This is a genomic window from Nocardia sp. NPDC052566, from assembly GCF_044547285.1.
In the GTDB taxonomy this organism is placed as follows: domain Bacteria; phylum Actinomycetota; class Actinomycetes; order Mycobacteriales; family Mycobacteriaceae; genus Nocardia.
The window spans coordinates 310,791-330,186 of record NZ_JBIUAF010000004.1 but is presented as its reverse complement, the minus strand read 5'-3'; the positions used below and the strand labels follow the sequence as shown (position 1 = coordinate 330,186).

General features: G+C 65.5%; 22 protein-coding genes. 18 read left to right on the top strand and 4 right to left on the bottom strand.

Features of this window, described 5'->3' with window-relative positions:
- Nucleotides 1-88: 88 nt before the first annotated feature.
- Complete coding sequence (locus ACIG5A_RS21275; RefSeq protein ID WP_397242511.1) at nt 89-1,843, bottom strand: SDR family oxidoreductase; 1,755 nt, start codon at nt 1,841-1,843, stop codon at nt 89-91.
- A 396-nt stretch (nt 1,844-2,239) separates the two neighbouring features.
- Here ACIG5A_RS21275 and ACIG5A_RS21270 point away from each other — a divergent pair, with 396 nt between their 5' ends.
- The 3 genes from ACIG5A_RS21270 (at nt 2,240) to ACIG5A_RS21260 (ending at nt 6,508) form a co-directional block, all read left to right on the top strand.
- Nucleotides 2,240-3,559, top strand: a complete 1,320-nt coding sequence (locus ACIG5A_RS21270) for a lipase family protein (RefSeq protein WP_397242509.1) — start codon at nt 2,240-2,242, stop codon at nt 3,557-3,559.
- Nucleotides 3,560-3,918: 359 nt separating this feature from the next.
- Entirely contained in the window at nt 3,919-5,184 is a 1,266-nt protein-coding gene (locus ACIG5A_RS21265; RefSeq protein ID WP_397242507.1) for a hypothetical protein, read from the top strand.
- Nucleotide 5,185: 1 nt separating this feature from the next.
- Complete coding sequence (locus ACIG5A_RS21260; protein ID WP_397242505.1) at nt 5,186-6,508, top strand: lipase family protein; 1,323 nt, start codon at nt 5,186-5,188, stop codon at nt 6,506-6,508.
- A gap of 2 nt (nt 6,509-6,510) precedes the next feature.
- Here ACIG5A_RS21260 and gnd read toward each other — a convergent pair whose 3' ends face one another.
- Nucleotides 6,511-7,539, bottom strand: a complete 1,029-nt coding sequence (gene gnd, locus ACIG5A_RS21255; protein ID WP_397242503.1) for a phosphogluconate dehydrogenase (NAD(+)-dependent, decarboxylating) — start codon at nt 7,537-7,539, stop codon at nt 6,511-6,513.
- A gap of 312 nt (nt 7,540-7,851) precedes the next feature.
- Between gnd and ACIG5A_RS21250 the strand changes: the two genes are divergently transcribed.
- Together ACIG5A_RS21250 and ACIG5A_RS21245 are read left to right on the top strand one after the other, a co-directional pair.
- Nucleotides 7,852-9,750 (top strand): VanW family protein, encoded by a 1,899-nt coding sequence (locus tag ACIG5A_RS21250; RefSeq protein WP_397242501.1) that lies wholly within the window; start codon nt 7,852-7,854, stop codon nt 9,748-9,750.
- 221 nt (nt 9,751-9,971) lie between these two features.
- Complete coding sequence (locus tag ACIG5A_RS21245) at nt 9,972-10,211, top strand: hypothetical protein (RefSeq protein ID WP_397242499.1); 240 nt, start codon at nt 9,972-9,974, stop codon at nt 10,209-10,211.
- Between the two features lie 101 nt (nt 10,212-10,312).
- Here the strand turns inward: ACIG5A_RS21245 and ACIG5A_RS21240 are convergent, their stop codons facing one another.
- Nucleotides 10,313-10,570, bottom strand: a complete 258-nt coding sequence (locus tag ACIG5A_RS21240) for a helix-turn-helix domain-containing protein (protein ID WP_397242497.1) — start codon at nt 10,568-10,570, stop codon at nt 10,313-10,315.
- Nucleotides 10,571-10,712: 142 nt separating this feature from the next.
- On the opposite strand from ACIG5A_RS21240, the gene ACIG5A_RS21235 reads away from it, so the two are divergent.
- The 7 genes from ACIG5A_RS21235 to ACIG5A_RS21205 all read left to right on the top strand — a co-directional run bounded on the left by ACIG5A_RS21235 (nt 10,713) and on the right by ACIG5A_RS21205 (nt 14,646).
- A complete protein-coding gene (locus ACIG5A_RS21235; RefSeq protein ID WP_397242495.1) occupies nt 10,713-10,934 on the top strand; it encodes a helix-turn-helix domain-containing protein in 222 nt (73 codons plus the stop codon).
- A gap of 94 nt (nt 10,935-11,028) precedes the next feature.
- Nucleotides 11,029-11,256 carry a hypothetical protein gene (locus ACIG5A_RS21230; protein ID WP_397242493.1) on the top strand — a complete coding sequence of 76 codons (228 nt, stop codon included), beginning with the start codon at nt 11,029-11,031 and terminating at the stop codon, nt 11,254-11,256.
- Complete coding sequence (locus ACIG5A_RS21225; RefSeq protein ID WP_397242491.1) at nt 11,253-11,585, top strand: hypothetical protein; 333 nt, start codon at nt 11,253-11,255, stop codon at nt 11,583-11,585. Before ACIG5A_RS21230 ends, ACIG5A_RS21225 begins: the two co-directional genes overlap by 4 nt.
- A gap of 121 nt (nt 11,586-11,706) precedes the next feature.
- Complete coding sequence (locus ACIG5A_RS21220; protein WP_397242489.1) at nt 11,707-12,456, top strand: alpha/beta fold hydrolase; 750 nt, start codon at nt 11,707-11,709, stop codon at nt 12,454-12,456.
- Entirely contained in the window at nt 12,456-13,229 is a 774-nt protein-coding gene (locus ACIG5A_RS21215; RefSeq protein WP_397242487.1) for a hypothetical protein, read from the top strand. The genes ACIG5A_RS21220 and ACIG5A_RS21215 overlap by 1 nt, the downstream gene beginning before the upstream one ends.
- A 37-nt stretch (nt 13,230-13,266) precedes the next feature.
- Nucleotides 13,267-13,959 (top strand): hypothetical protein, encoded by a 693-nt coding sequence (locus ACIG5A_RS21210; protein WP_397242485.1) that lies wholly within the window; start codon nt 13,267-13,269, stop codon nt 13,957-13,959.
- 468 nt (nt 13,960-14,427) lie between these two features.
- Entirely contained in the window at nt 14,428-14,646 is a 219-nt protein-coding gene (locus tag ACIG5A_RS21205; RefSeq protein ID WP_397242483.1) for a hypothetical protein, read from the top strand.
- Between the two features lie 44 nt (nt 14,647-14,690).
- Here the strand turns inward: ACIG5A_RS21205 and ACIG5A_RS21200 are convergent, their stop codons facing one another.
- Nucleotides 14,691-15,419 carry a helix-turn-helix domain-containing protein gene (locus tag ACIG5A_RS21200; RefSeq protein WP_397242481.1) on the bottom strand — a complete coding sequence of 243 codons (729 nt, stop codon included), beginning with the start codon at nt 15,417-15,419 and terminating at the stop codon, nt 14,691-14,693.
- Nucleotides 15,420-16,344: 925 nt separating this feature from the next.
- On the opposite strand from ACIG5A_RS21200, the gene ACIG5A_RS21195 reads away from it, so the two are divergent.
- From ACIG5A_RS21195 to ACIG5A_RS21170, 6 genes are all read left to right on the top strand, one after another.
- On the top strand, nt 16,345-16,542 hold the full coding sequence (locus ACIG5A_RS21195) for a hypothetical protein (protein ID WP_397242479.1): 198 nt from the start codon (nt 16,345-16,347) through the stop codon (nt 16,540-16,542).
- Nucleotides 16,543-16,760: 218 nt separating this feature from the next.
- The gene (locus ACIG5A_RS21190; RefSeq protein WP_397242477.1) at nt 16,761-17,213 is read left to right on the top strand and encodes a hypothetical protein; all 453 of its coding nucleotides are present in this window, start codon (nt 16,761-16,763) and stop codon (nt 17,211-17,213) included.
- 86 nt (nt 17,214-17,299) lie between these two features.
- The gene (locus tag ACIG5A_RS21185; RefSeq protein WP_397242475.1) at nt 17,300-18,220 is read left to right on the top strand and encodes an Ig-like domain-containing protein; all 921 of its coding nucleotides are present in this window, start codon (nt 17,300-17,302) and stop codon (nt 18,218-18,220) included.
- A 99-nt stretch (nt 18,221-18,319) separates the two neighbouring features.
- Nucleotides 18,320-18,490: a hypothetical protein gene (locus ACIG5A_RS21180; RefSeq protein ID WP_397242473.1), complete on the top strand. Its 171-nt coding sequence runs from the start codon at nt 18,320-18,322 to the stop codon at nt 18,488-18,490.
- Nucleotides 18,491-18,516: 26 nt separating this feature from the next.
- Nucleotides 18,517-18,843 (top strand): hypothetical protein, encoded by a 327-nt coding sequence (locus tag ACIG5A_RS21175; protein WP_397242471.1) that lies wholly within the window; start codon nt 18,517-18,519, stop codon nt 18,841-18,843.
- A complete protein-coding gene (locus tag ACIG5A_RS21170; protein WP_397242469.1) occupies nt 18,759-19,328 on the top strand; it encodes a hypothetical protein in 570 nt (189 codons plus the stop codon). Before ACIG5A_RS21175 ends, ACIG5A_RS21170 begins: the two co-directional genes overlap by 85 nt.
- The last annotated feature ends 68 nt before the right edge of the window (nt 19,329-19,396 follow it).

The following is a 19,396-nucleotide window of genomic DNA, read 5'->3' as shown; positions in this document are numbered from 1 at the left end:
TTTGCCGATATGGCCGATCGGTGGGTGGATCCGGTGGGTCCAACGCGCCAATCGGCAGAATTTTGCCGATTTGTTGCGGACCCAGCCCTCAGCGGATCAAACTGCCTCGGGCGATGGCGAAGCGGACTGCTCCGGGTGCTAAGCGGCCGAAGGTGTACTGCAGCCGGGCTTCGGGGGTTACCGGGACTATCTGTTTGTTCTTTTCGACGGCGCGCACGATTTGCTCGGCGACCTTGGCGGGGCCGTAGCCGCGTAGGCGGTAGAGGCGGTCGTAGAGCTGTTGGCGGCGGGCTTCTTCCTCGGGGGAGACGCCGGACATTCTGGTGGTGCGAACGATGTTGGTGTGCACGATGCCTGGGCAGATCGTGCTGACACCGATTCCGCGCCCGGCCAATTCGGCGCGCAGGCAGTCGGAGAACATGAAAACCGCTGCCTTGCTTGTGGAATAGGCGGAGAAACCCTGCTGCGGGGTGTAGCCCGCCATGCTGGACAGGTTGACGATGTGCCCGCCGAGGCCGCGTTCGGCCATCGCGCCCGCGAAGGCGCGGCAGCCGTTGACCACGCCGTTCAGGTTGACGTTCAGCACCCGCTGGAAGTCCTCGGACGAGGTATCGAGGAACTTGCCCGCCTGGCCGATACCCGCGTTGTTGATCAGCACATCGGGCACGCCGTGTTCGAGGATGACGCCCTCGGCATGTTTGCGCATGGCCGCCTCGTCGGCGACATCCAGTTCGTAGGCGTGCGCGCGGCCACCGGCTTGGGCGACGAGCGCGACGGTCGCCTCGGCCGCGACTCCGTCGATATCGGACACCACGATCTCCGCGCCCGCCCGCGCGAATGCCAGCGCGGTCGCCCGCCCGATACCACTGCCGCCGCCGGTGATCACCACCAGCTGGTCATCGAATCGCCTGCGCGGCACGCCCATTCGCGCACGGCGCAGGCCGCGGGACGGCACCTCGCCGATCGCCGCATCGATCAGTTCGACGGTGGCGGTGGCGAGCAGCCGCGGATGCGAAAACGGCAGCCAGTGCCCGCCTTTCACCACGCGCAACCACACCTCGTCGGCCCAGCGCGCCTCGTCGGCATAACTCGACTGCCGCACCGCGGGATCGCGGGTCCCGACGATGATCTGCACCGGGATGGCGGTGTATTCGTCGCGGGCCCGCAGCGGATTCGACGCCCAGGTGGCTCGGTAGATGCGCAGTCCGTTCGCCATATCCTGCCTGAACGTCGGTGCCAGATGTATCCGATCCGCAGGCGCGCCCTCGGCCGCGGAAAGCCCGCTGCGCCAGCGCTCTTCGGTGACCGCGAGCTTGATCGCCGCTTTCGGCAGTAGCGGCAGCGAGAAGACGGTCGAATAGGCGAACGACCCGAGCTGGGCCAGCGGCATCGCGATATTGCACGGCGTCGGGCGGGACAGCCTGTTGCGCGCCCAGCGGGCGGCATGCGCCAGGCTCGGGCCCGAAACCGAAGTGAACGACGCGACAAGACGTTTCGCGTCGGGGCGGCAGATGACCTCCCACATCGCGACGCTGCCCCAGTCGTGCGCGAGCACGTGCACCGGCTTGCCGTTGCCGAGCTGTTCGATCACCGCGACATAGTCCTCGGCCAGCGCCTGCACCGAAATCGCCATGGCGCCTGGCGGATTGGTCGACTCGCCGTGGCCGCGGTTGTCGACGCCCAATATCCGGAAGCGATCGGCAAGATCGGGAACCACGTTGTTCCACAGCCGGTGAGTGTCGGGCCAACCGTGCAGTAACAGCACTGTCGGCCCCGTGGGATTGCCCTGTTCGAACACCGCGATATCGACGTCGCCATTGCGGACGATGTGTTTGTCGACCATGGAGTCACCCCATCAGCTGCGGCCGCGGGCGCCGCCGTCCGCGGACACCGTTCTTCGATCCATTCTGTCTGAGACGGTGGAAGTAGGGTAGTTCTCGCCGGCGACTGTGACCCGCGCCACTTCTGCGAGATCGCGACCGATGTTATCGAGTTCCTCGAATGATCGTGAGAGCAGCAACTATTCGGCAAATTGCATGCTTCTCGAGTCCATCTCCGGTGCGCCGACTCGGCATTCGGGTCTTGTCACTCGGTTGAACTGTATGTTTAGGTTCTGGTCACGTGCTGGGCTGTCGGGGCTCAGGGAGCCGGAAACGCTCTCCTTCGCGTCTGGTCATGCCACATTCGAGCCATAGCTATCGGCGGGAAAAGAACCAGTCACAAGGAGGCGGAACGACTGATGCGTATTGTCGCGCTGGCTGCCGCGCTCACCGTCCTTGCGGGGTCCGCGCTGGCTGCCGCCGACCCCGCGCCGATCCAGACGCCGGGGCTGGACCGGGTATTCAACGGATTCGTGGTCGGCGCGATCCAGGGCGCGAACCCGGTCGATCCGATGCAATCGTTCCAGGCGCTGCTGGCCGATGACCCGTTCTATCAGGAGCCACCGCTGACCGGCGCCGAAAAGCCGGGCACTGTGCTGAAATCCAAGAGGGCCGACGTCATGTTCCTCGGCAGCACGCCGCCGAATGTGCTGGCCTACAAGCTGATGTACGTCACCACCGGCCTGGACGGGGTCACTCCGATCATCAGCACCGGCATTCTGATGATTCCCGTCGACGGCGAGCCGGTCGCGAGTAAGCCGCTCATCTCCTACCAGGAGGCCAACGACAGCGTCGGCTGGTCGTGTCACCCGAGCACCCAGTGGACCGGCGGTGATCCGCTCGACGGTTCGTCCTGGTCGGCGCTGGGCCCGCTGGCGCTGATGTTCGGCAAGGGCCACGCGGTGATGATCTCCGACGTCGGCAACGACGGGGACCGCCGTCCACACGGCGTCTTCGCGGGCAAATTCGCCGGCCATGCCCAATTGGACGGCGCCCGTGCCGCTGTGAATTTCCGCGAAGCCGGACTGAATCCGGAGGCGCAGATCGCGCTGTTCGGCATCGCGGGCGGCGGTGTCGGTGCGGCGTTCGCGGCCGAGATGCAACCCGGCTACGCGCCCGAGCTGAACGTGAAATCGGCGCTGCTGGAAGGCATGGTCGTGAAACCGCGGAACTTCATGCGTGTCGCCGACGGCTCGGTGGGCTCCGGATTCGCGCTGGCGACTCTGCTCGGGTTGGAACCCTGGTACCCGGAGATGCGGGTGAACGCCAAGATGAATCCCGTCGGCGCCGGTATCGCGAACCTGTTTCGCACCCAGTGTCAGACACCCGCCTACTTCGGCATGCCGTTCTTCCCGCTGAACACGCTGTTCAACTCGGGGCGAAGTCCGGCCGACGAACCCGACTTCCAGCGGGCATACGACGACAATGTGCTCGGCCGCACCGGCACGCCGAAGGCCAAGGTGCTCATCACCTCGTGTGCCGCGGACGATTCGCCGATGTCCCTCGTGCCCGCCGCCGACGCGAGGGAACTCGCCGAGACCTACCGCGCACGCGGCACGGACGTCACCTACCAGCCCTCCGACTGCAGCATGCAGCGCCTGATCACGGACCTCTACGGCTGGGGCACCGACCTTTTCGGCATGCAGACCATCGACTGGATCGACAGCACCTTCGACTGACGGGACGACATCACCATGGCGTTTGTGTACGGACTCGGCTATCTGCTCTTCTTCGGGCCATTGGCGGTGGCGAAGCTGGCGCTGCAGGCGCTCGGCATATGAGCGCTCAGCCGTTCATGGCAACCATATGGCGATCAGTCGCGGGCCTGGCGTGAAATCTTTCGCTGCGGACCAGCGCGTCTGGCTTGCTACTCGCCTGAACTCTGTGTTTACAGTGCATTCCACTGCTGTTGGGTCGGTTCTCCGGCCGCTGGATTCCGCTTCGTCGGCTGCTTCGTTCGATAGATAGCAACCGTCAGGTAAGCGCCTCGCTCCGAGCTCGTCGATTCGAACCAAGCCGAGGAAGGCTGAACAGCTTGATGCGTATGGGGATCTCGTTACGCGCGGTTGCCGTCGCGCTCGCCGCTGTCATCGGATGCGCGCTCGCCTTCGCCGCACCCGCCGCCGGAGCGGGCGAAGTGGACCGCTACCTGGATCTGCCGCTGGTGAACCGCAAAGCGGCGAACGGCCCCGGCGGAGTGAATCCCGAACTCCCCTACGATGCGGCGCACCTGCGCAGGTTGCTGGACGAGGCGCGCGGACAAGGCATCGCACCGACCCGTTACGCCGCACTGCTCTATCAATACTGGCTGGTGGACGCGACGAATCGCGCGGGCATCGATCTGAAGTCGTGGGATCCGCGCGCAGGTGTTCAGGCCAATCGCGACAACCTGATCAAGTCCTACCGCTACTACGAGGACCTGCAACTCGCACACCGCGAACTGCAGTGGGCGGGCATGGGCGGACAGGTCGGCGCCGATTTCGGTGGCGGCCTGGAGGATTTCGAGCTGATGACCACGCTCTACAGCCTGCCCGGCATGTCCGAATCCGCGCGCGGCGTACTCGCCGCGGTGAGCCAGGCCGCGGGACCGCAAGCGGTGGCCCAACTTCCACCGGGCCTGCTCGCCTTGGCCACCGCCGGACCGCTGATCACACCGGAGGACCTGCGCTTCCTCATCGGGCTGATCCTGGTGATGCAGAAGAACATCTTCTCCGACCTCATGCCGATGCACGACGCCTATGTCACCGAAGGCCTTCCGGCACTGGAGGAATTCCAAGCGGCCGGACTGTTCGGCGCCGACATCATGGACGCGTGGCGTGACGTCGCCTCCGGTGACCCGAATCGAATCGCCACGGGCAACGGCACTCTGCTGCGCAGGGAGCAGCAATGGGCGATCGGCAGCCAGTGGGACGAGGCCCGCGCCTACAAGGGGCCGGTCGGCGAGGCGATCACCTACGTGAGCGGCGCGGCGGGCTCACCCTCGGTGGCCGGTGTTGCCCCGCCCCGCGAATTCCGCCCGGTGCGAATACCTTTCACCATGTCCGACGGCAGGCCCGCAGTGCTGACCCTGCCACTGCCGGACTGGAATTGGTCGGTGCTCGACGCCCGCTGGGACTACATCACCTCCCAGCTGCTGCCGAAATACAAGTACCAAGTCGAATACAACTGGCCCGCATTGGAATCCGTGATGCGCACGCCCTACGACGTGCAGATGGAATCGCACCGGCCGCTGCTGAACATCCCGCAGCTCCTGGATTCGGCAGCCCGCGAAATACAGGTGACCCCGATTGCGGAGGTGCGCTGACATGAAACACCTACTGGTCGCCCTCACCGCGTCGGCGGCACTTCTCGCTAGCGCGGGAACCGTTGCGGCGGACCCGGTTCCGCCGCGCACCCCGGGTCTCGGCGAGGTCTTCAACGGCTACGCGGTCGGTGCGATCCGCGGCGGTACTCTCGGCTCGCCGCAGGAGATCTTCGAAGCACTGCAGGCCGACGACCCCTTCTATCGAGAACCACCGCTGACTGGGACGGAGCGGCCGGGGCAGGTACTGAAGGCGAAGAAGGTCGACGTGCTCTTCACCGGTCTCAAACCGGCCGATCTCGACGCATACAAACTGATGTACATCACCACCGGCATCGACGGCGTCACCCCGCTGATCAGCACCGGAATCCTGATGATTCCCCGCGACGCAACGCCGACCTCGGCCAAACACCTGGTCTCGTATCAGGAGGCCAACGACAGCGTCGGCTGGTCGTGCCACCCGAGCACCCAGTGGACCGGCGGAGATCCGCTCGACGGTGCGTCCTGGTCCGCACTGGGCCCGCTGGCGCTGATGTTCGGCAAGGGCCACGCCGTGATGATCTCCGACGTCGGCAACGACGCCGACCGCCGCCCGCACGGCGTCTTCGCCGGAAAATTCGCCGCGCACGCGCAACTCGACGGCGCCCGTGCCGCGTTGAATTTCCGCGAAGCGGGACTGGATCCCAAGGCGCAGGTAGCGCTGTTCGGCATCGCGGGCGGCGGCGTCGGTGCGGCGTTCTCGGCCGAGCTCCAGCCCGCCTACGCACCCGAGCTCGACGTGAAATCGACAGTGCTGGAAGGCATGGTCGTCAACCAGCGGAACTTCCTGCGGGTCGCCGACGGCTCGGTCGGCGCCGGTTTCGGCTTCGCCACCCTGCTCGGCCTGGAACCCATGTATCCCGAAATGGCCTTGGACAGCAAGCTCAACCCGGCCGGACTCGCGATCGCGAACATCTACCGAACCCAATGCCAGGACGCCTATTTCACACTGCCGTTCCTGCCACTGCGCGCCCTGTTCAACACCGGCCTCAACCCTGCCGACGAACCCGCGTTCCAGCGCGCCTTCGACGACAACGAGCTCGGCCGCGCCGGTGCACCGAAATCGAAGGTCCTCATCACTTCTTGCGCCCGAGACGATTCCTTCATGTCCCTGGTGCCTGCCAGGGACGCAAGGGAATTGGCCGACAACTACCGCGCACAGGGCACCGACATCACCTATCAGCCCACCGACTGCAGCATGCTGAAAATGCTCACCGACATGTACGGCTGGGGCACCGACCTTTTCGGCATGCAGACCATCGATTGGCTCGACAGCAACTTCGAATAGTCCTACTTACCGGGCAGCTCGTTGTGCCCGCCGAATGCTTTGCGCATCGCCGAGAGCATCTTGTCCGCGTACAGCGCCTCGCCACGCGAGGAGAACCGCGCGAACAGCGCCGCCGACAGCACCGGCGCGGGTACGCCGGTGTCGATCGCGGCGTCGACGGTCCAGCGTCCTTCGCCGGAATCGGAGACCCGGCCGTCGAACGAATCCAGGTTCGGGTCGGCGTACAGCGCGCCTGCAGTGAGGTCCAGCAACCACGAGGCGACCACCGAGCCGCGACGCCACAATTCGGTCACTTCCGGAATGTCGATGTCGTACTGGTAGTACTCGGGGTGCTCCAGCGGCGTCTCCTCCGCGGAGAACTCGCCGTCGTGCTCGGCGCCGTAGTTGGCCTTGTGCAGGATGTTCAGGCCCTCGGCGTAGGCGGCCATCGCGCCGTACTCGATGCCGTTGTGCACCATCTTCACGAAGTGCCCCGCGCCCGCCTTGCCGCAGTGGAAATAGCCCTGCTCGGCGGTCGACGGCTCACCCGTGCGGCCGGGGGTCCGCTCGGCGGCGTCGACGCCGGGCGCGATGGACTTGAGCAGCGGATCGAGGTACTTCACCTGCTCGGCCTCGCCGCCGATCATCAGGCAGTAGCCGCGGGTCCGGCCGAAGACGCCGCCCGAGGTGCCGATGTCCACGTAGTGGATGCCCTTCGGGGCCAGCTGCTCGGCCCGCTTGATGTCCTCGTGGTAGCGGCTGTTGCCGCCGTCGATGATGATGTCGCCGGGCTCGAGCACCTCGGCCAGCTGGTCGATCACCGCGCCGGTGGCGCCCGCCGGGATCATCACCCACACCACACGGGGCGTCTGCAGCTTCGAGACGAATTCCTTCAGATCGGTCGAGCCCTGGAAGCTGTCGCCCAGCTCGCCGCTCAGTTCTTCGATGTGCTTCTGCTGGCGTTCATAACCGACGGCCGTGTGCCCGTCCTCGACGATCCGGCGCACGATATTGGCGCCCATCCGGCCTAGTCCGATCATTCCCAGCTGCATGCCATCCATCTCCCTAGTTCGTCCGAGCCCGTGTGGTGAGAGTCGACTCGATTGTCCCGCGTCTTCCCCGACAGCTGACGTTCGGCATGTGTAACGCCACGGGCGCGGCTCCGATAGACAGATCGGCTCCGCGTAGTTGCCAGACCCCCGACCCGGCAACTGCGCGGAGCTCTTCCATGTGGCGCCGGGTTCTTTGCACGCGATTTGCTGCAAGTCTCGTGCTCTGCCGACGGTGGTCGGTAGCGGCCACTATCGTTGGCGGAGAGCGCGCGCCGTGCGAGCTCCACATCAACCGAGCGGGGAGGACGGTTCGTGACGAGCGAGTCGACTACCGAACGCCGCGGTCGCGGCCGAAAGCAGGGCGACGAAGTCGGACTGCGGCGGCTGCTCGAATCGAACCGGGTCGACGAACCCGAGGCCGCCACGGAATGGGATGACGCGTCGGCGCCGACCGTGCCGCTGGTGGTGCAGCAGCGCGCCGAGCCCGCGGACGGCCGCTGGGCCACCCGCCCTCCGAGGGAGGAACCCCCGAAATCCCGGCTGAGCTCGCCTGTTGTCAAGCGCGTCGGTATCGCGGTCGGCGTGCTCGTCGCGCTCACCGGGCTCGCGTATGTCGTCGATCTGGTGCTTTCCTCGGGTGAGGTTCCGCGCGGCGCGGTGGTGGCAGGCGTCGATATCGGCGGTATGAGCCCGGGATCCGCCGACGCCAGGCTGCGCGCCGCGCTGGAGCCGCGCGCGGGCCAGGAGCTGCCGGTCCAGATCGGCGATATGAGCTCATCGATCGTGCCGAACGCCGCCGGTCTCGAAATCGACTGGGAGACAACCTGGTCGCGCATCGGCAGTCAGCCACTCAACCCGATCACCCGGCTCGCCTCGTTCTTCACCACTCATGCGGTGCCGGTCGCGAGCACGGTCGACGATGTCGCGCTCAATCGCCAGATCAGCGCGCTGCGGGTGCACGACCGGCCGACGGTCGAGGGCACCGTCGTCTTCGAGAACGCCAAACCCGTTGCGGTACCGCCGGTTCCGGGTCGCGTGCTGGACGTGGACGCGGCCAGGCGGATGCTGATCGAGCAGTGGATGCTCGCGCGTCCGATCGACCTGCCGGAGACCGCGGCGCCGATGACCGTGCGGCCCGAGTCCGTCGGCAAGGCGCTGCGCGAGATCGCCGAGCCCGCGGTGCGCGCGCCGATCACCTTCGCGGGCAAGGGCGCCGCGGCGAAGCTGGAGCCCGCGCAGATTGCGACCATCCTGTCCTTCACTCCGGACGGCCAGGGCGGCCTCGCTCCGACCTTCGATCAAGATGTCGCTATCGGTTTGCTGGGTCCGCAGCTGGCGAGTTCCGAAATCGAGGCGAAGGACGCCACCTTCGCGCTGAGCAGTACCACGGCCAAGGTGGTGCCCGCCGTCGTCGGCGACAAGATCAATTGGCCGAAGACGCTGGAGCAGTTGCCCGCCCTGATCGTCGCGCCGCCGGACCGGACGGCGCAGGCGGTGTACGAGAAGGTGGAACCGAAACTCACCACCGAGGCCGCCAACGCGCTCGGGATCACCGAGGTGATGGGGACGTTCACCACCAGCGGCTTCAGCGGTCCGTCCGGCGTGAACATCCGCACGGTCGCCAAGAAGGTCGACGGAGCGATCGTCAAGCCCGGAGAAACCTTCTCGCTCAACGACTTCACCGGTCCGCGCGGCACCGCCGAGGGGTACGTCGAATCCGGCATCATCGATCACGGCAGGCCGAGCACCGCCGTCGGCGGCGGGATCAGCCAATTCGCCACCACCCTGTACAACGCCGCGTACTTCGCCGGGATGGAGGACGCGGGCCACACCGAGCACAGCTACTACATCTCACGGTATCCGGCCGCGCGCGAGGCCACCGTCTTCGACGGCGCCATCGATCTGCGTTTCAAGAACAACACCCAAACCGGTGTCTACATCGAGACTTCGGCCACCGGCTCCGAGATCACCGTGCGGCTGTGGGGCGTCAAGACGGTGAACGTCACCTCGGTGACCGGCGAGCGCACCAAGCCGACCGAACCGACGACGGTCAAACTGCCGAAGGGCAAGGACTGCATCGCCGCGGAGGGTGCGCCGGGGTTCACCATCTCCGACACCAGGGTGATCAGCGACCGCAAGACGGGGCGCGAAATCTCGCGCAGCACAAGGACAGTCAAGTACGACCCGATCCCTGTCGTGAAATGTGAATAGCCGCCGGAACTCTCGCCGCCAACCCCTAGGCGGCTAACATTCGGCAATCGCTTGTCGAGTCATGAGTTTGCTTGTGGCGCAATGAATCCCGATGACGCCGCGCAACTTTGGTGAGCAACCCCTTCGCCGATGGGATATAACTACGCCAGATTCCGGGACGTCCGTTCTGTTCTGTTCCGGAAGCTGGGCTCAAGGTAGAGCGAGTGAAGGGGAACTTGGTCGTGGACCAGAACAACTCAGTAGCAGAGTTCGTGCCGGCGCGAACCGCCAGCGCCGCAGCAATGCTGGGTACGGCTATGGGTGAAGAGGCAGCCCTGCGGGTTGTGCAGGGCAAGGCGACGCTGTGTGACGTGGTGTTGGCGGCGTGGTCGATGGAGGTGGATCCGGTGGAAGCTGTGCTCCAGTACGCGGAGGCAGCCGCGGGCATCGCGGACGTCGATGCCAGTGAACGCTGCGCGTAGCGCCGACTGATCGCACGGCCGTTTCGGCCGTCGCCGTTCCCGACACGGCCGTCAGTTCGCCGCGACCCATGGGGTGGCCGCGGCGTCTCCGCTGTGCCGGGCTAATCCTCGGGGCGTTCGACGTCGCGTAGCGCGAGCGATACGAAGTCGCGCATGGGGATATCCAATGCGGTGCACAGCGCGTGCAGCTGTTGCATGTCCGGCGAGCGGTCGCCGTTCTCGAAGCGTTGAATCGTGCTGACCCCCAACCCGGTCAGCGCCGCGAGTTGCGGACGCGTCAGATCGCGCCGCGCGCGTGCGGCCCTCAGTTCGTTCCCCACCGCGCGGTTGATGTCCGAAGCCACCTTTTTCACACCCATACGGACCATTCTGAGGTCCGAACGGCTACCTGGCAAACGACATGCCCGAAACCGGCGGGTTTTACGCAGCGTGTCGGCAATCTTCCGTTTGGTAGTCCGCAATGAGTTGCAACAGGTCCAAACGGACCTTAGTGTGCTCCGTATGGAACATCTCGACCGCTTGGTTGCCGAGAAGGTGCGGCACGCCATGCTCGAAGCGGGGCTCAGTCCGGACGAACTCGTGCGCCGGTCCGGTCTCCCGGCTTCCGCGCTACACAGACGGCTCGCCGCACAGGATTCGTTCGATCTCTTCGAACTCGTTCACCTTGCGGCCGTTCTGGATTGCCGCGTCGCCGACTTGGTGCCCGCCGAAGAGGAGCTGTGATGGTCATTCGTCCAGTCCTCCGCGCGGCGCGCCCGGCTTCGCCTAAACATACTGTGAGACAAATCACTTCTGATTTCCCGGCCGGATGGCGGTCATGAGCGACCTGTCAGCAACCGCCGCGAGCGCGGTGGATCGTGCCGCGCGGAGCATGCCGCGGCTCGACGGATTCGGGGAGTGGCGCGCGGGCGTATCGGGTCTGCCGTACCTATCCGGCACCGAGCCGCACGCCGTCGCGCTCGTCATGATTCACGATCCGCGCGATGCGCGGGTGCGCAGCACGACACTCGTCGCCCTGCCGTCCGGCGAACAGGGCGCCGAATGAAAGCCCGGTGGAGTCCGCCGCGCAGACGCGCCGTCGACCCCGCGCTCGAGCCGTTCCGGCATCGCATCGGCGAGCGGGTGGTGTTCGTGCCGCCGACGCCCGCGGGCGAGCGCGGTGGCATGGAGTACGGCGTCATCACCGACGTCGACCACCGGATGGTCTACGTCGACTACGGATATCCCAACCCCATCTGGGCAGAACTCGGTAATTCCATCGCCACCCATCCTGCCAATCTGCGATTCGAATCCGTTGTCCCGCAGTCCGGTTCGTGTGATCACTGCGGCACCCACGGGGCCAGCCACGGCCCGATTCTCAGCGCTGCTCGCTGAGCGCGATTCATCACTTCATCGAACCCGCGAGCGTTCACAGCTCGCCGGGTGAGTTCGTCATCGAAACGAAAGGCCCTGAGCCATGACAATTTTCGGGTCATTCAGTCGTCGCGTACGGGACTTGACCAGCACGGCCGAGGTTTTCGACGTCTTGATAGTCGGCGGTACCTGGAATCCGAATGGGGAGGGCGTCTCGCGCACCTTCGCCGACGCGCTGGATCCAAAACGCTTCGCGCCACAGATGGTTCCGTATCCGGCCGATTACGGTAAGCAGGTCACCTACCAGGACAGTGTCGCGGCGGGACGCCGCGCGCTGATCGAGGCCATCGAGGCGACGCCGAACCGGGTGGTGCTCGCCGGATACTCCCAGGGTGCGGCGATCGCTGGGAACGTCGCCGCCGAGATCGGCCGCGGCGAGCTGCCGCACCTCGAGGTCGTCGCCTGCGCGTTGATCGCCGACCCGCTGCGCCCGGAGGGCGCGTGCATCGATGCCGATCCCGGTGGTTTCGGCATCGTCGGCCAGCGACCGGTCACCGGGGTGCCGACGTATTGGGCTGCCGCGAAAGGTGATCCGATCACCGCGCTGCCCGCGGGCAACCCGCTGCGGCTGGTCGCCGACCTCACCGGATACTTCAGCATGGCCAGCCCGCTGGCGATGCTGCGCTGGGGGCAGAGCCTCGTCGACGTCGCGACCCGCCGCGAGCTGCAGCGCTGGTGGTCACCGGCGCACTGGCGCACCTGGGGTGGCGCCGTGGCATACGCGCGCGGTTACCTCCTGGACGGACGGCACACCGACGACTACATCCGGCACGGCCACACTCGGCGGCTCGCCGAGGTGATCAACCGTGAGGTGGTCGAGGGGGCACGCTGATGCCCTGGTTCCAAGTCGACGACCAGCTCGGCTTCCATCCGAAGGCGATCGCCGCCGGCAATGCGGCCATGGGGCTGTGGGTGCGCGCGGGGTCGTGGTCGATGCAGCAACTCACCGAGGGCTACATCCCCATCGCGATCGTGCGCGGACTCGGTTCCTCCGCACAGGCGAAAAAGCTTGTGGACGTGGGGTTATGGGTCACCGCCGACGGCGGCTACCGATTCCACGGCTGGGGCGAACGGCAGATGTCCAAGGCCGAAATCGAGGACAGGCGGCGCAAACGCGCCGAGGCCGGACGCAAGGGTGGGCAGATCTCCGGGCGGCTCCGGCAGCAGAAGGCGCAAGCACTTGCTTCACCACCTGCCGAAGCATCCGCTTCCGTTCGTGCCAAGCAAACGCCGAAGCGAAATCCAACCCCTGTCCCTGGCCCTGACCTTGGAAAAGCTTCAGGGGGCGCCGCGGCAGCCTTCGAACCACCTGCCCGCCGTTGCCCACAGCATCGCACCCACTCGGCGCCACCGCCCTGCGGCGCGTGCGCCGACGCTCGCCGTCACCGCGAGCGATGGGACGCCTTGCACAGCAGCGATATTCGCGCCGACGCGGTGCAACGCCGCGATGCCGCCCGCCGCTGCTCGATGTGCGACGACGCGGGCTGGCGGCATCCGCCCGCCGAACTGCTCGCCGTGAATCCGGACCCACCCGTCCTGCGCTGCGACCACCTCACCGTCACCTCGCTAGACCACTGGCATTCCACAGAAGAGGAAACATCATGACGACCACCACGTGCCGGGATGCCCACGGGGATCGGCGATGACCGAGAACCCCAACCACCTCTACATCGACCGCGCCGATCTGCGCGCCCTAGCCGATCTGCTGCGCGAGATCCCGGATCTGGCCGAGGATCTCGCCATCGCACGGACCAGACAGTCCCGGCTCTCCAGCCGCGGCGACTACCGGATGCACCGCAGGCCGAGCGAGCAGCCGCTGCCCTACAACCCAGCGGCAGCCCGCGCCGCCGAGGAGATGCACGCGGTGCTCGTGTCCTGGGTGCGGTTGGTGTGCGAGCAGCGCGCGCTCGAATACTCCGGTGCGTCATCGACTTCCGGGCTGGCACGCTGGCTGGATCGGAATCTGATCGCGCTGGCGATGACCGAGGGCGCCGATGGGGCGCTCGGCGAAATTCGTACGGTGTGCCGAGCCGCGCTGAACATCATTTGCCCGCCGCAGGCGCCGGTGGTGCTGGAGCAGTCCGAGGTCGAGCGGGCGCGGCGGCATCGTTTGAATGCTTCCGGGATCGCGGCGCTGGCAAAGGAATTGGGTGAGCCGTTTCGCAACCTCACTGTTCGCCGGATCCAGACATTGCGTGACGCGGGCAAGATCGCGCCGCTGCCCGGGCCGTGGGCGCTGGATTGGCCGGAGCTCTATGCGGTCGGGCAGGTGCTGGATGAGCATCTGGCACATCCGGTTCGGCGTCGCGGCCGCTCCGAGAAGCGTTCAGCCTGACCTCTATAGATGACTGGAAACCCCTGTGGGGCACAGTCTTACGGATTCGTCTATGAGGTTAATCACAGTTTAACCCATGGGTAGCTGCATCCGGACGGTTGTTCAACAAGGCGGTCGTCCCATGTATGTCGGCGCGGGGGTGGTTGCTCGCGGGCGCCGTAGCCGTGTTCGTGATGAACCGTGAAATCTGCTGAAGGTGGGTCGAATACGGCGCCGCCACGCGTCGGTTTCGTGGTGTGATCGCACGAAGCGCCCATGGAAATAGGGGCAGGGTGCGCACTTGTGCAGGCGTCAAGTCGATGGATCACACAGTGAGAGACCCGTTATCGGTCAGCAACGATCGCTGTTCACTTGGCGGGTGCGGTCCTTACTGCACGGTTAATTCGTGTGATAGAAAAAGTCGGTCGATCGCACCGCGGGCGTCGGCGGAGGGCAAATTCTTCGGCATACTTCTAGGGGAAGTTTTTTATGAGCAAGATTCGCGTGTTCGGTATTGCATTCGCCGCTACCGCAGGCATTGTTTTCGCTGGCGCGAGCGTGGCCAACGCCGCCCCGACGATCCCTCTCGATGAGGCTCCCGTGGCGACTTCGGTCGGCGATGACACCACCACCACCGGCTCGAGCTCGGCCATCACCGAGCTGGCCAAGACCCTTGTCTCCATTTCCGCGGGCAAGAAGACCGATTAGTTCGAATAGGCGGGCCGCCCCGGACATCAGGCGGGGCGGCCGGTTCAACCAGCGGGAATGACCCGATACAGCCACCACGGTCTGGTCGGAAATTCCGGACTGTACAACCGCATGATCATCCGCCGGATCTGTTTCGACACCGGGTCCTGAATCAGAACCCGATCTCGCACGATGTGCTCCGGCGGAACCTCGGCCGTCCACATGTAATTCCACTCCGGCGCCGCGCGGCATCGTTCCGCGATCTCCGCGACCCGCGAGGTCGGCACCAGCCCGGGTGCCAGCATGCGAAACGCGAAGACCATCAAATGCGCTTCCTTGTGCCACTCCGTCATGACGGTTTTCGCCACCGGATCCAGGAACATCCATTCGATGACATTCGATCCGGCCCCCAGGCCCGGGAATGTGCGAGCGAAGGCGGCGTTCACCGCGACCAGGTCATAGCTCGGCATCTTTTGTAAACAGGCCGGATGACCTAGGCTTTCGAGATCGGTGATGTCGTCGGGAGTCGGCACACCCGGCCCGGGCCCCATCGAGTTCTCGAACATATTCGGCATCGTCAGCGTAAGCACGTGCTTCCGATACGGGATCGGCACCAGCAACGCGTCGAATAGGTGCCCGAGCGCATTGATCGTCGGCTCCCGCGAGCCGAGCTCGACCTTCTCGATCAGCGATAGCGACAACTTCGTGCGATCCGCGAGCTGCTGACGGGTCAACCCGGACGCCTCGCGTCTCTCGCGGATGTACTTCCCGATCGGGGAACGCTGGTCAGCCACCCCGCTCACCTCCCAGCATCGATCCCGCACACTTTGTGCGGGTCGGCCGCACGGACTGTGGGGTTTAGGGCAGTTGACAGATGAACTACGCAAACTCGAAACTGATACCGCTCGCGAACAGTAATGGCTCCGAGCAAGGGTGTGTTGCACCTCCGGGGTGTCGTCTCCTACTTGTTATGGACGTCACCACGGAGGTCTTAGGTGCGTGGAGTTGCCAGGTGGATGAGAAGAGTGGGTTAGTGTTCGCCCATTTGTTTGATGCGGAGTCGTTGCACCGGGTGCGCGAGGGGTTGGGTATCGACGTGGAACGTCGAATTTCGCAGGATCGAGCCACACTGTGTGACCTCATCACAGCGGCCCTTTTGTTGGGCCGGGATCCCTGTTCGCTGTTTGCGTGAGAGTGTGCCGAGGCCCAGCCTCGGCACATTGCCTGTCTGCTCCTTTGTCGGGGAGGAGCAGCCGGGCTGTGAGCCGAGTCGAGTGCGCTGAAAAGTGCGTTCTACCTGCATATTTCCAGAGGTTTTGTATTCCGGGGTTGACATCGTGGCGCGCTTAGGTGAAGCTGAGTGCAGCGCCAGAGCTGCGCCCTCATCCGGTTTCTCCGGAACCCCCTGACTTCCAACATCTTTCATAGACACGTTCGGCTTCGGCCCCGTCTCACTCCGGTGAGCCGGGGCCGAAGCCGTTCCACGCCAGGGCATCTCAGCCCTGCCCAAAGACTGTGGCACGCCCCCGAAACCTCTTCGAAGACGATGAAAGCGGGCAAGAGCCTGCCACATACCCGCCCCGAAATCACCGCTCCCATCTCCCGCAGCAGCCAAGCGCGCGGTAGCAGAAGGACGAAGCGCTCGGGGCGTCGCGCCCCACCCCCGGTAACCCCTCACCGGGGGTGGGGCCACCTACCCCACCCACCCGAAGGGCTGCCATGGACGACGAGGTCCTCGAACTACTGGAAATGGGCAAGCACGCCACCCCCACGGCCCCGCTCACCATCGACCAGGCCCACCAGATCATGCGCGTCCACCGCGCCTGCGCCACCGACTACTGCCGCCGAAAAGACCTGGCCTTCAAGGCTTTGGTAGAAGCGGGCCGAGTCGTCCCGGATTCCTCTCGGCACCACTGACTTTCACGAACGAGAGGAGGTGAACCCGATGGGCACCGTCATCCTCGCCCTGCTCGAGCTGGTTATCAAGATCGCGCCCGTGATCTTCCCGCTGCTCGGCCTCTGACGTCTTCGTCCTCGATTCCTGGAGAGATCATGACCGAACACCACGACACCGAAGCCGACGACGAAGGCGATGCCAACTTCGGCACTCTGCACGTCGACGTGCAGGTGAAGCAGTGACCGCGCCGTATCCGGCGCCCGGCGAATTCCCCGATTTCGAGCAGCTACTCATCGATCTGCTCACCCCGATCGCGATCACGGCGGCATCGCTGCCCGCGACCGGCCCGCTGGTCGATGCCGCGTTGCCCATGATTTGGGTGCGCAAACTCAGCGGCAGCCACGACATCAACAAGGTCACTTACATTGCCAAGGTGCGAGTGGTCGCCATTGCGCAAACCCGCACCGCCGCCGCGAAACTCGCCGCGAAGGTACGGGAGGCGGTGCTCGGTTCACCTGGCACGCGGGTCAACGGCGTACTGGTCGACTGGTCCGAGGAACTCGATGTCGAGGGCGTCGCCTATCACCCGCCGACACTGCAGCGCAGCCAGGGCACCGCGGACTTCCCCAACCTCGATCCGCTCGACCGGATGGTCGAGCTCGGGTTCGTACTGCACGCCCGCCGCCAGTAGCGGTCGGTCGCACCCCCGTACCTCATGCGGGGGTGAATTCGTTTGTATCCACGCCCGGGGTTACCGGGCCCCTGAAGGAGATACCCTTGCCCGCCACCAATCTGTCGGACCTCAAGGCCGCGAAGAACTCGCTGCTGCTCAAGCCGCTCGACGCCGCCGTCTTCCTCGCGCCGTGGTACACCCCGGTGCCGTCGGCCTTCACCGACTCCACCGGCAAGCTGCAGACGCTGCCTTCGGATTTCCAGTCGGTGGGTCTCATCGACAAGAAGGCCGGTGTCGCTTTCGCTCGCGCTGTGACCGCCTCGCCGATCGAATCGTATGGCGAAATGCAGCCGACGCGCGACGATATCACCAGCGATATCACCACCATCGAGTTCGAGCCGCAGCAGACCAGCGCGCTCAACATCGCGCTGACCACCAACGCGAACCTCGCGCAGGTGCGAGCCGACGGCCAGTCGGGCGAGGTCCGCTTCGCCCAGCCCGCCGCCTCGCAGATCACCTACTACTCCGCGATCGTGATCGGCAAGGACGGCACCGACGCCGACCCGATCTACATCTTCAAGGTGATGCCGAAGGTCGCCGTCACCAAGTGGGCAGGTGAGCAGTGGAATCCGACTACCGTGCTGTCGCAGAAGCTCACCCTCACCGCGTTCAAGGATGACAACGCCGGCTACGCGGTGGCACACGGCTACGGCGGCACCGGCTGGAAGAAGCTGCTCGCCAAGTCGGGCATCCTGTACACCGTCAGCTCGATTGCCGTTGCCCCGAAGACGCTTTCGGTCGCGACCGGTAACAACTCGGCCCCGCTGACCGTCGTCGACCAGCTCGGCGGCATCCTGCCGACCTCGGCGGTGACGTTCAGCTCGTCGGCCGCGGCGAAGGCGACCGTCGCCGCGAACGGTGTGGTCACCGGCGTCGCCGCGGGTAGTGCGACCATCACCGCGTCCTACACCCCTGTTGGTGGCGGCGCGGCCCTCACCGATACGTGCAACGTCACCGTCAGCTAGCCCGAGGGGCTCGATCGTGACTGCGTGCCGCGCTTCTCCGGTCGCGGTACGCAGTCACTTCTTCCTGTACTCGCATCGGAGAGAGAGCTAAGGCATTCGATGTCCGCAATTCCAGTCAGCTACCCCGTCACCATGACCGACGGCACCGACGAGTACGAGGTGTTCGACGCCACGTCCTACGTCAATGCGGTCTACTCGCTCGGCCATCGCCAGGCGGAGACCACGGCCGCGCCTGCCGCGACCGGCAAGCACGCGCGCAACCGCGACTGACACCAGCACCGAACCGGAGATCCCCTATGGCAACTCGCAAGTCCGTCCCGTCCGAAGAAGTCGGCCGCTTCTATGAGCTACAACAGGAGCTGGCCGAGCGCCGCAGAGCACCGTATCGGTTGACGAAAGACATTGTCATCCAGCCGATGACCCGCAAACAGGCGCGAGCCATGCGGGACGCGGAGGGTGATGATGCCCAGCTGCGAATCCTGCTGGGTGACCAATTCGGAGCCGTCGAAGCCCTTTACGATGAACGGCCCTTCGACGAATGGATCGCCTTCCAGCGGGACTTGTACGCCTACTTCTACGGCGCGGGATCGACGGAGCTGCCGGGGGGATCCTCGGGCTCGTAGAGTTCTGGGATCGCTTCGGTGCCGCGCTCGACTACGACCTGCTCGAGCGCGGCATCGACATCCGAGACTGCTTCGGGCCCAACGACTTACGAACCCGTGACTGGCGCACGATCTGGCGCTTCAAGGATCGGCTGCCGCGGGGCTCGCAATACAAGACCGCGCTGGCGATGGATCGCGCGATCGCCGAGGAGATCATTGCACTCGAGCTGAACGGCGACGGTGAAGGCGAAACCTCCGCTGAGGAGCCGACACCCGACGGGTACACCCTCGACACCTACCTACTGCTCGGCATCATCGACGCGGTCCAGGGGGTGCAGGCCGCGGTGATCGCGGCCGCGGGCGCCGACCCGCCTGCCATCAGGCCGATGCCGCGTCCGATCACCGCGCTGGACACGGTGCGTGAGGAAGCGCGCCTGCGGTCGATGCAGAGCTTGATCGACGAATTCATCGTGCCTGCGTCGGTTGACGCGGACCGCGCCGTTTGACGCACTCCGCGTCGAAATCATCCACAACTCAATCGAATACCTGCGATCCGATCAGGCGGTGCGTAAAT

Coding starts and splice junctions, on each gene's coding strand:
- ACIG5A_RS21215 (WP_397242487.1), top strand. CDS start 12,456: ATGCCCTGGTTCCAAGTCGACGACCAGCTCGGCTTCCATCCGAAGGCG.
- ACIG5A_RS21260 (WP_397242505.1), top strand. CDS start 5,186: ATGAAACACCTACTGGTCGCCCTCACCGCGTCGGCGGCACTTCTCGCT.
- ACIG5A_RS21240 (WP_397242497.1), bottom strand. CDS start 10,570: ATGGGTGTGAAAAAGGTGGCTTCGGACATCAACCGCGCGGTGGGGAAC.
- ACIG5A_RS21265 (WP_397242507.1), top strand. CDS start 3,919: ATGCGTATGGGGATCTCGTTACGCGCGGTTGCCGTCGCGCTCGCCGCT.
- ACIG5A_RS21225 (WP_397242491.1), top strand. CDS start 11,253: ATGAAAGCCCGGTGGAGTCCGCCGCGCAGACGCGCCGTCGACCCCGCG.
- ACIG5A_RS21195 (WP_397242479.1), top strand. CDS start 16,345: ATGGACGACGAGGTCCTCGAACTACTGGAAATGGGCAAGCACGCCACC.
- ACIG5A_RS21210 (WP_397242485.1), top strand. CDS start 13,267: ATGACCGAGAACCCCAACCACCTCTACATCGACCGCGCCGATCTGCGC.
- ACIG5A_RS21230 (WP_397242493.1), top strand. CDS start 11,029: ATGAGCGACCTGTCAGCAACCGCCGCGAGCGCGGTGGATCGTGCCGCG.
- ACIG5A_RS21270 (WP_397242509.1), top strand. CDS start 2,240: ATGCGTATTGTCGCGCTGGCTGCCGCGCTCACCGTCCTTGCGGGGTCC.
- ACIG5A_RS21275 (WP_397242511.1), bottom strand. CDS start 1,843: ATGGTCGACAAACACATCGTCCGCAATGGCGACGTCGATATCGCGGTG.
- ACIG5A_RS21180 (WP_397242473.1), top strand. CDS start 18,320: ATGTCCGCAATTCCAGTCAGCTACCCCGTCACCATGACCGACGGCACC.
- ACIG5A_RS21170 (WP_397242469.1), top strand. CDS start 18,759: ATGGATCGCCTTCCAGCGGGACTTGTACGCCTACTTCTACGGCGCGGG.
- gnd (WP_397242503.1), bottom strand. CDS start 7,539: ATGCAGCTGGGAATGATCGGACTAGGCCGGATGGGCGCCAATATCGTG.
- ACIG5A_RS21205 (WP_397242483.1), top strand. CDS start 14,428: ATGAGCAAGATTCGCGTGTTCGGTATTGCATTCGCCGCTACCGCAGGC.
- ACIG5A_RS21235 (WP_397242495.1), top strand. CDS start 10,713: ATGGAACATCTCGACCGCTTGGTTGCCGAGAAGGTGCGGCACGCCATG.
- ACIG5A_RS21175 (WP_397242471.1), top strand. CDS start 18,517: ATGGCAACTCGCAAGTCCGTCCCGTCCGAAGAAGTCGGCCGCTTCTAT.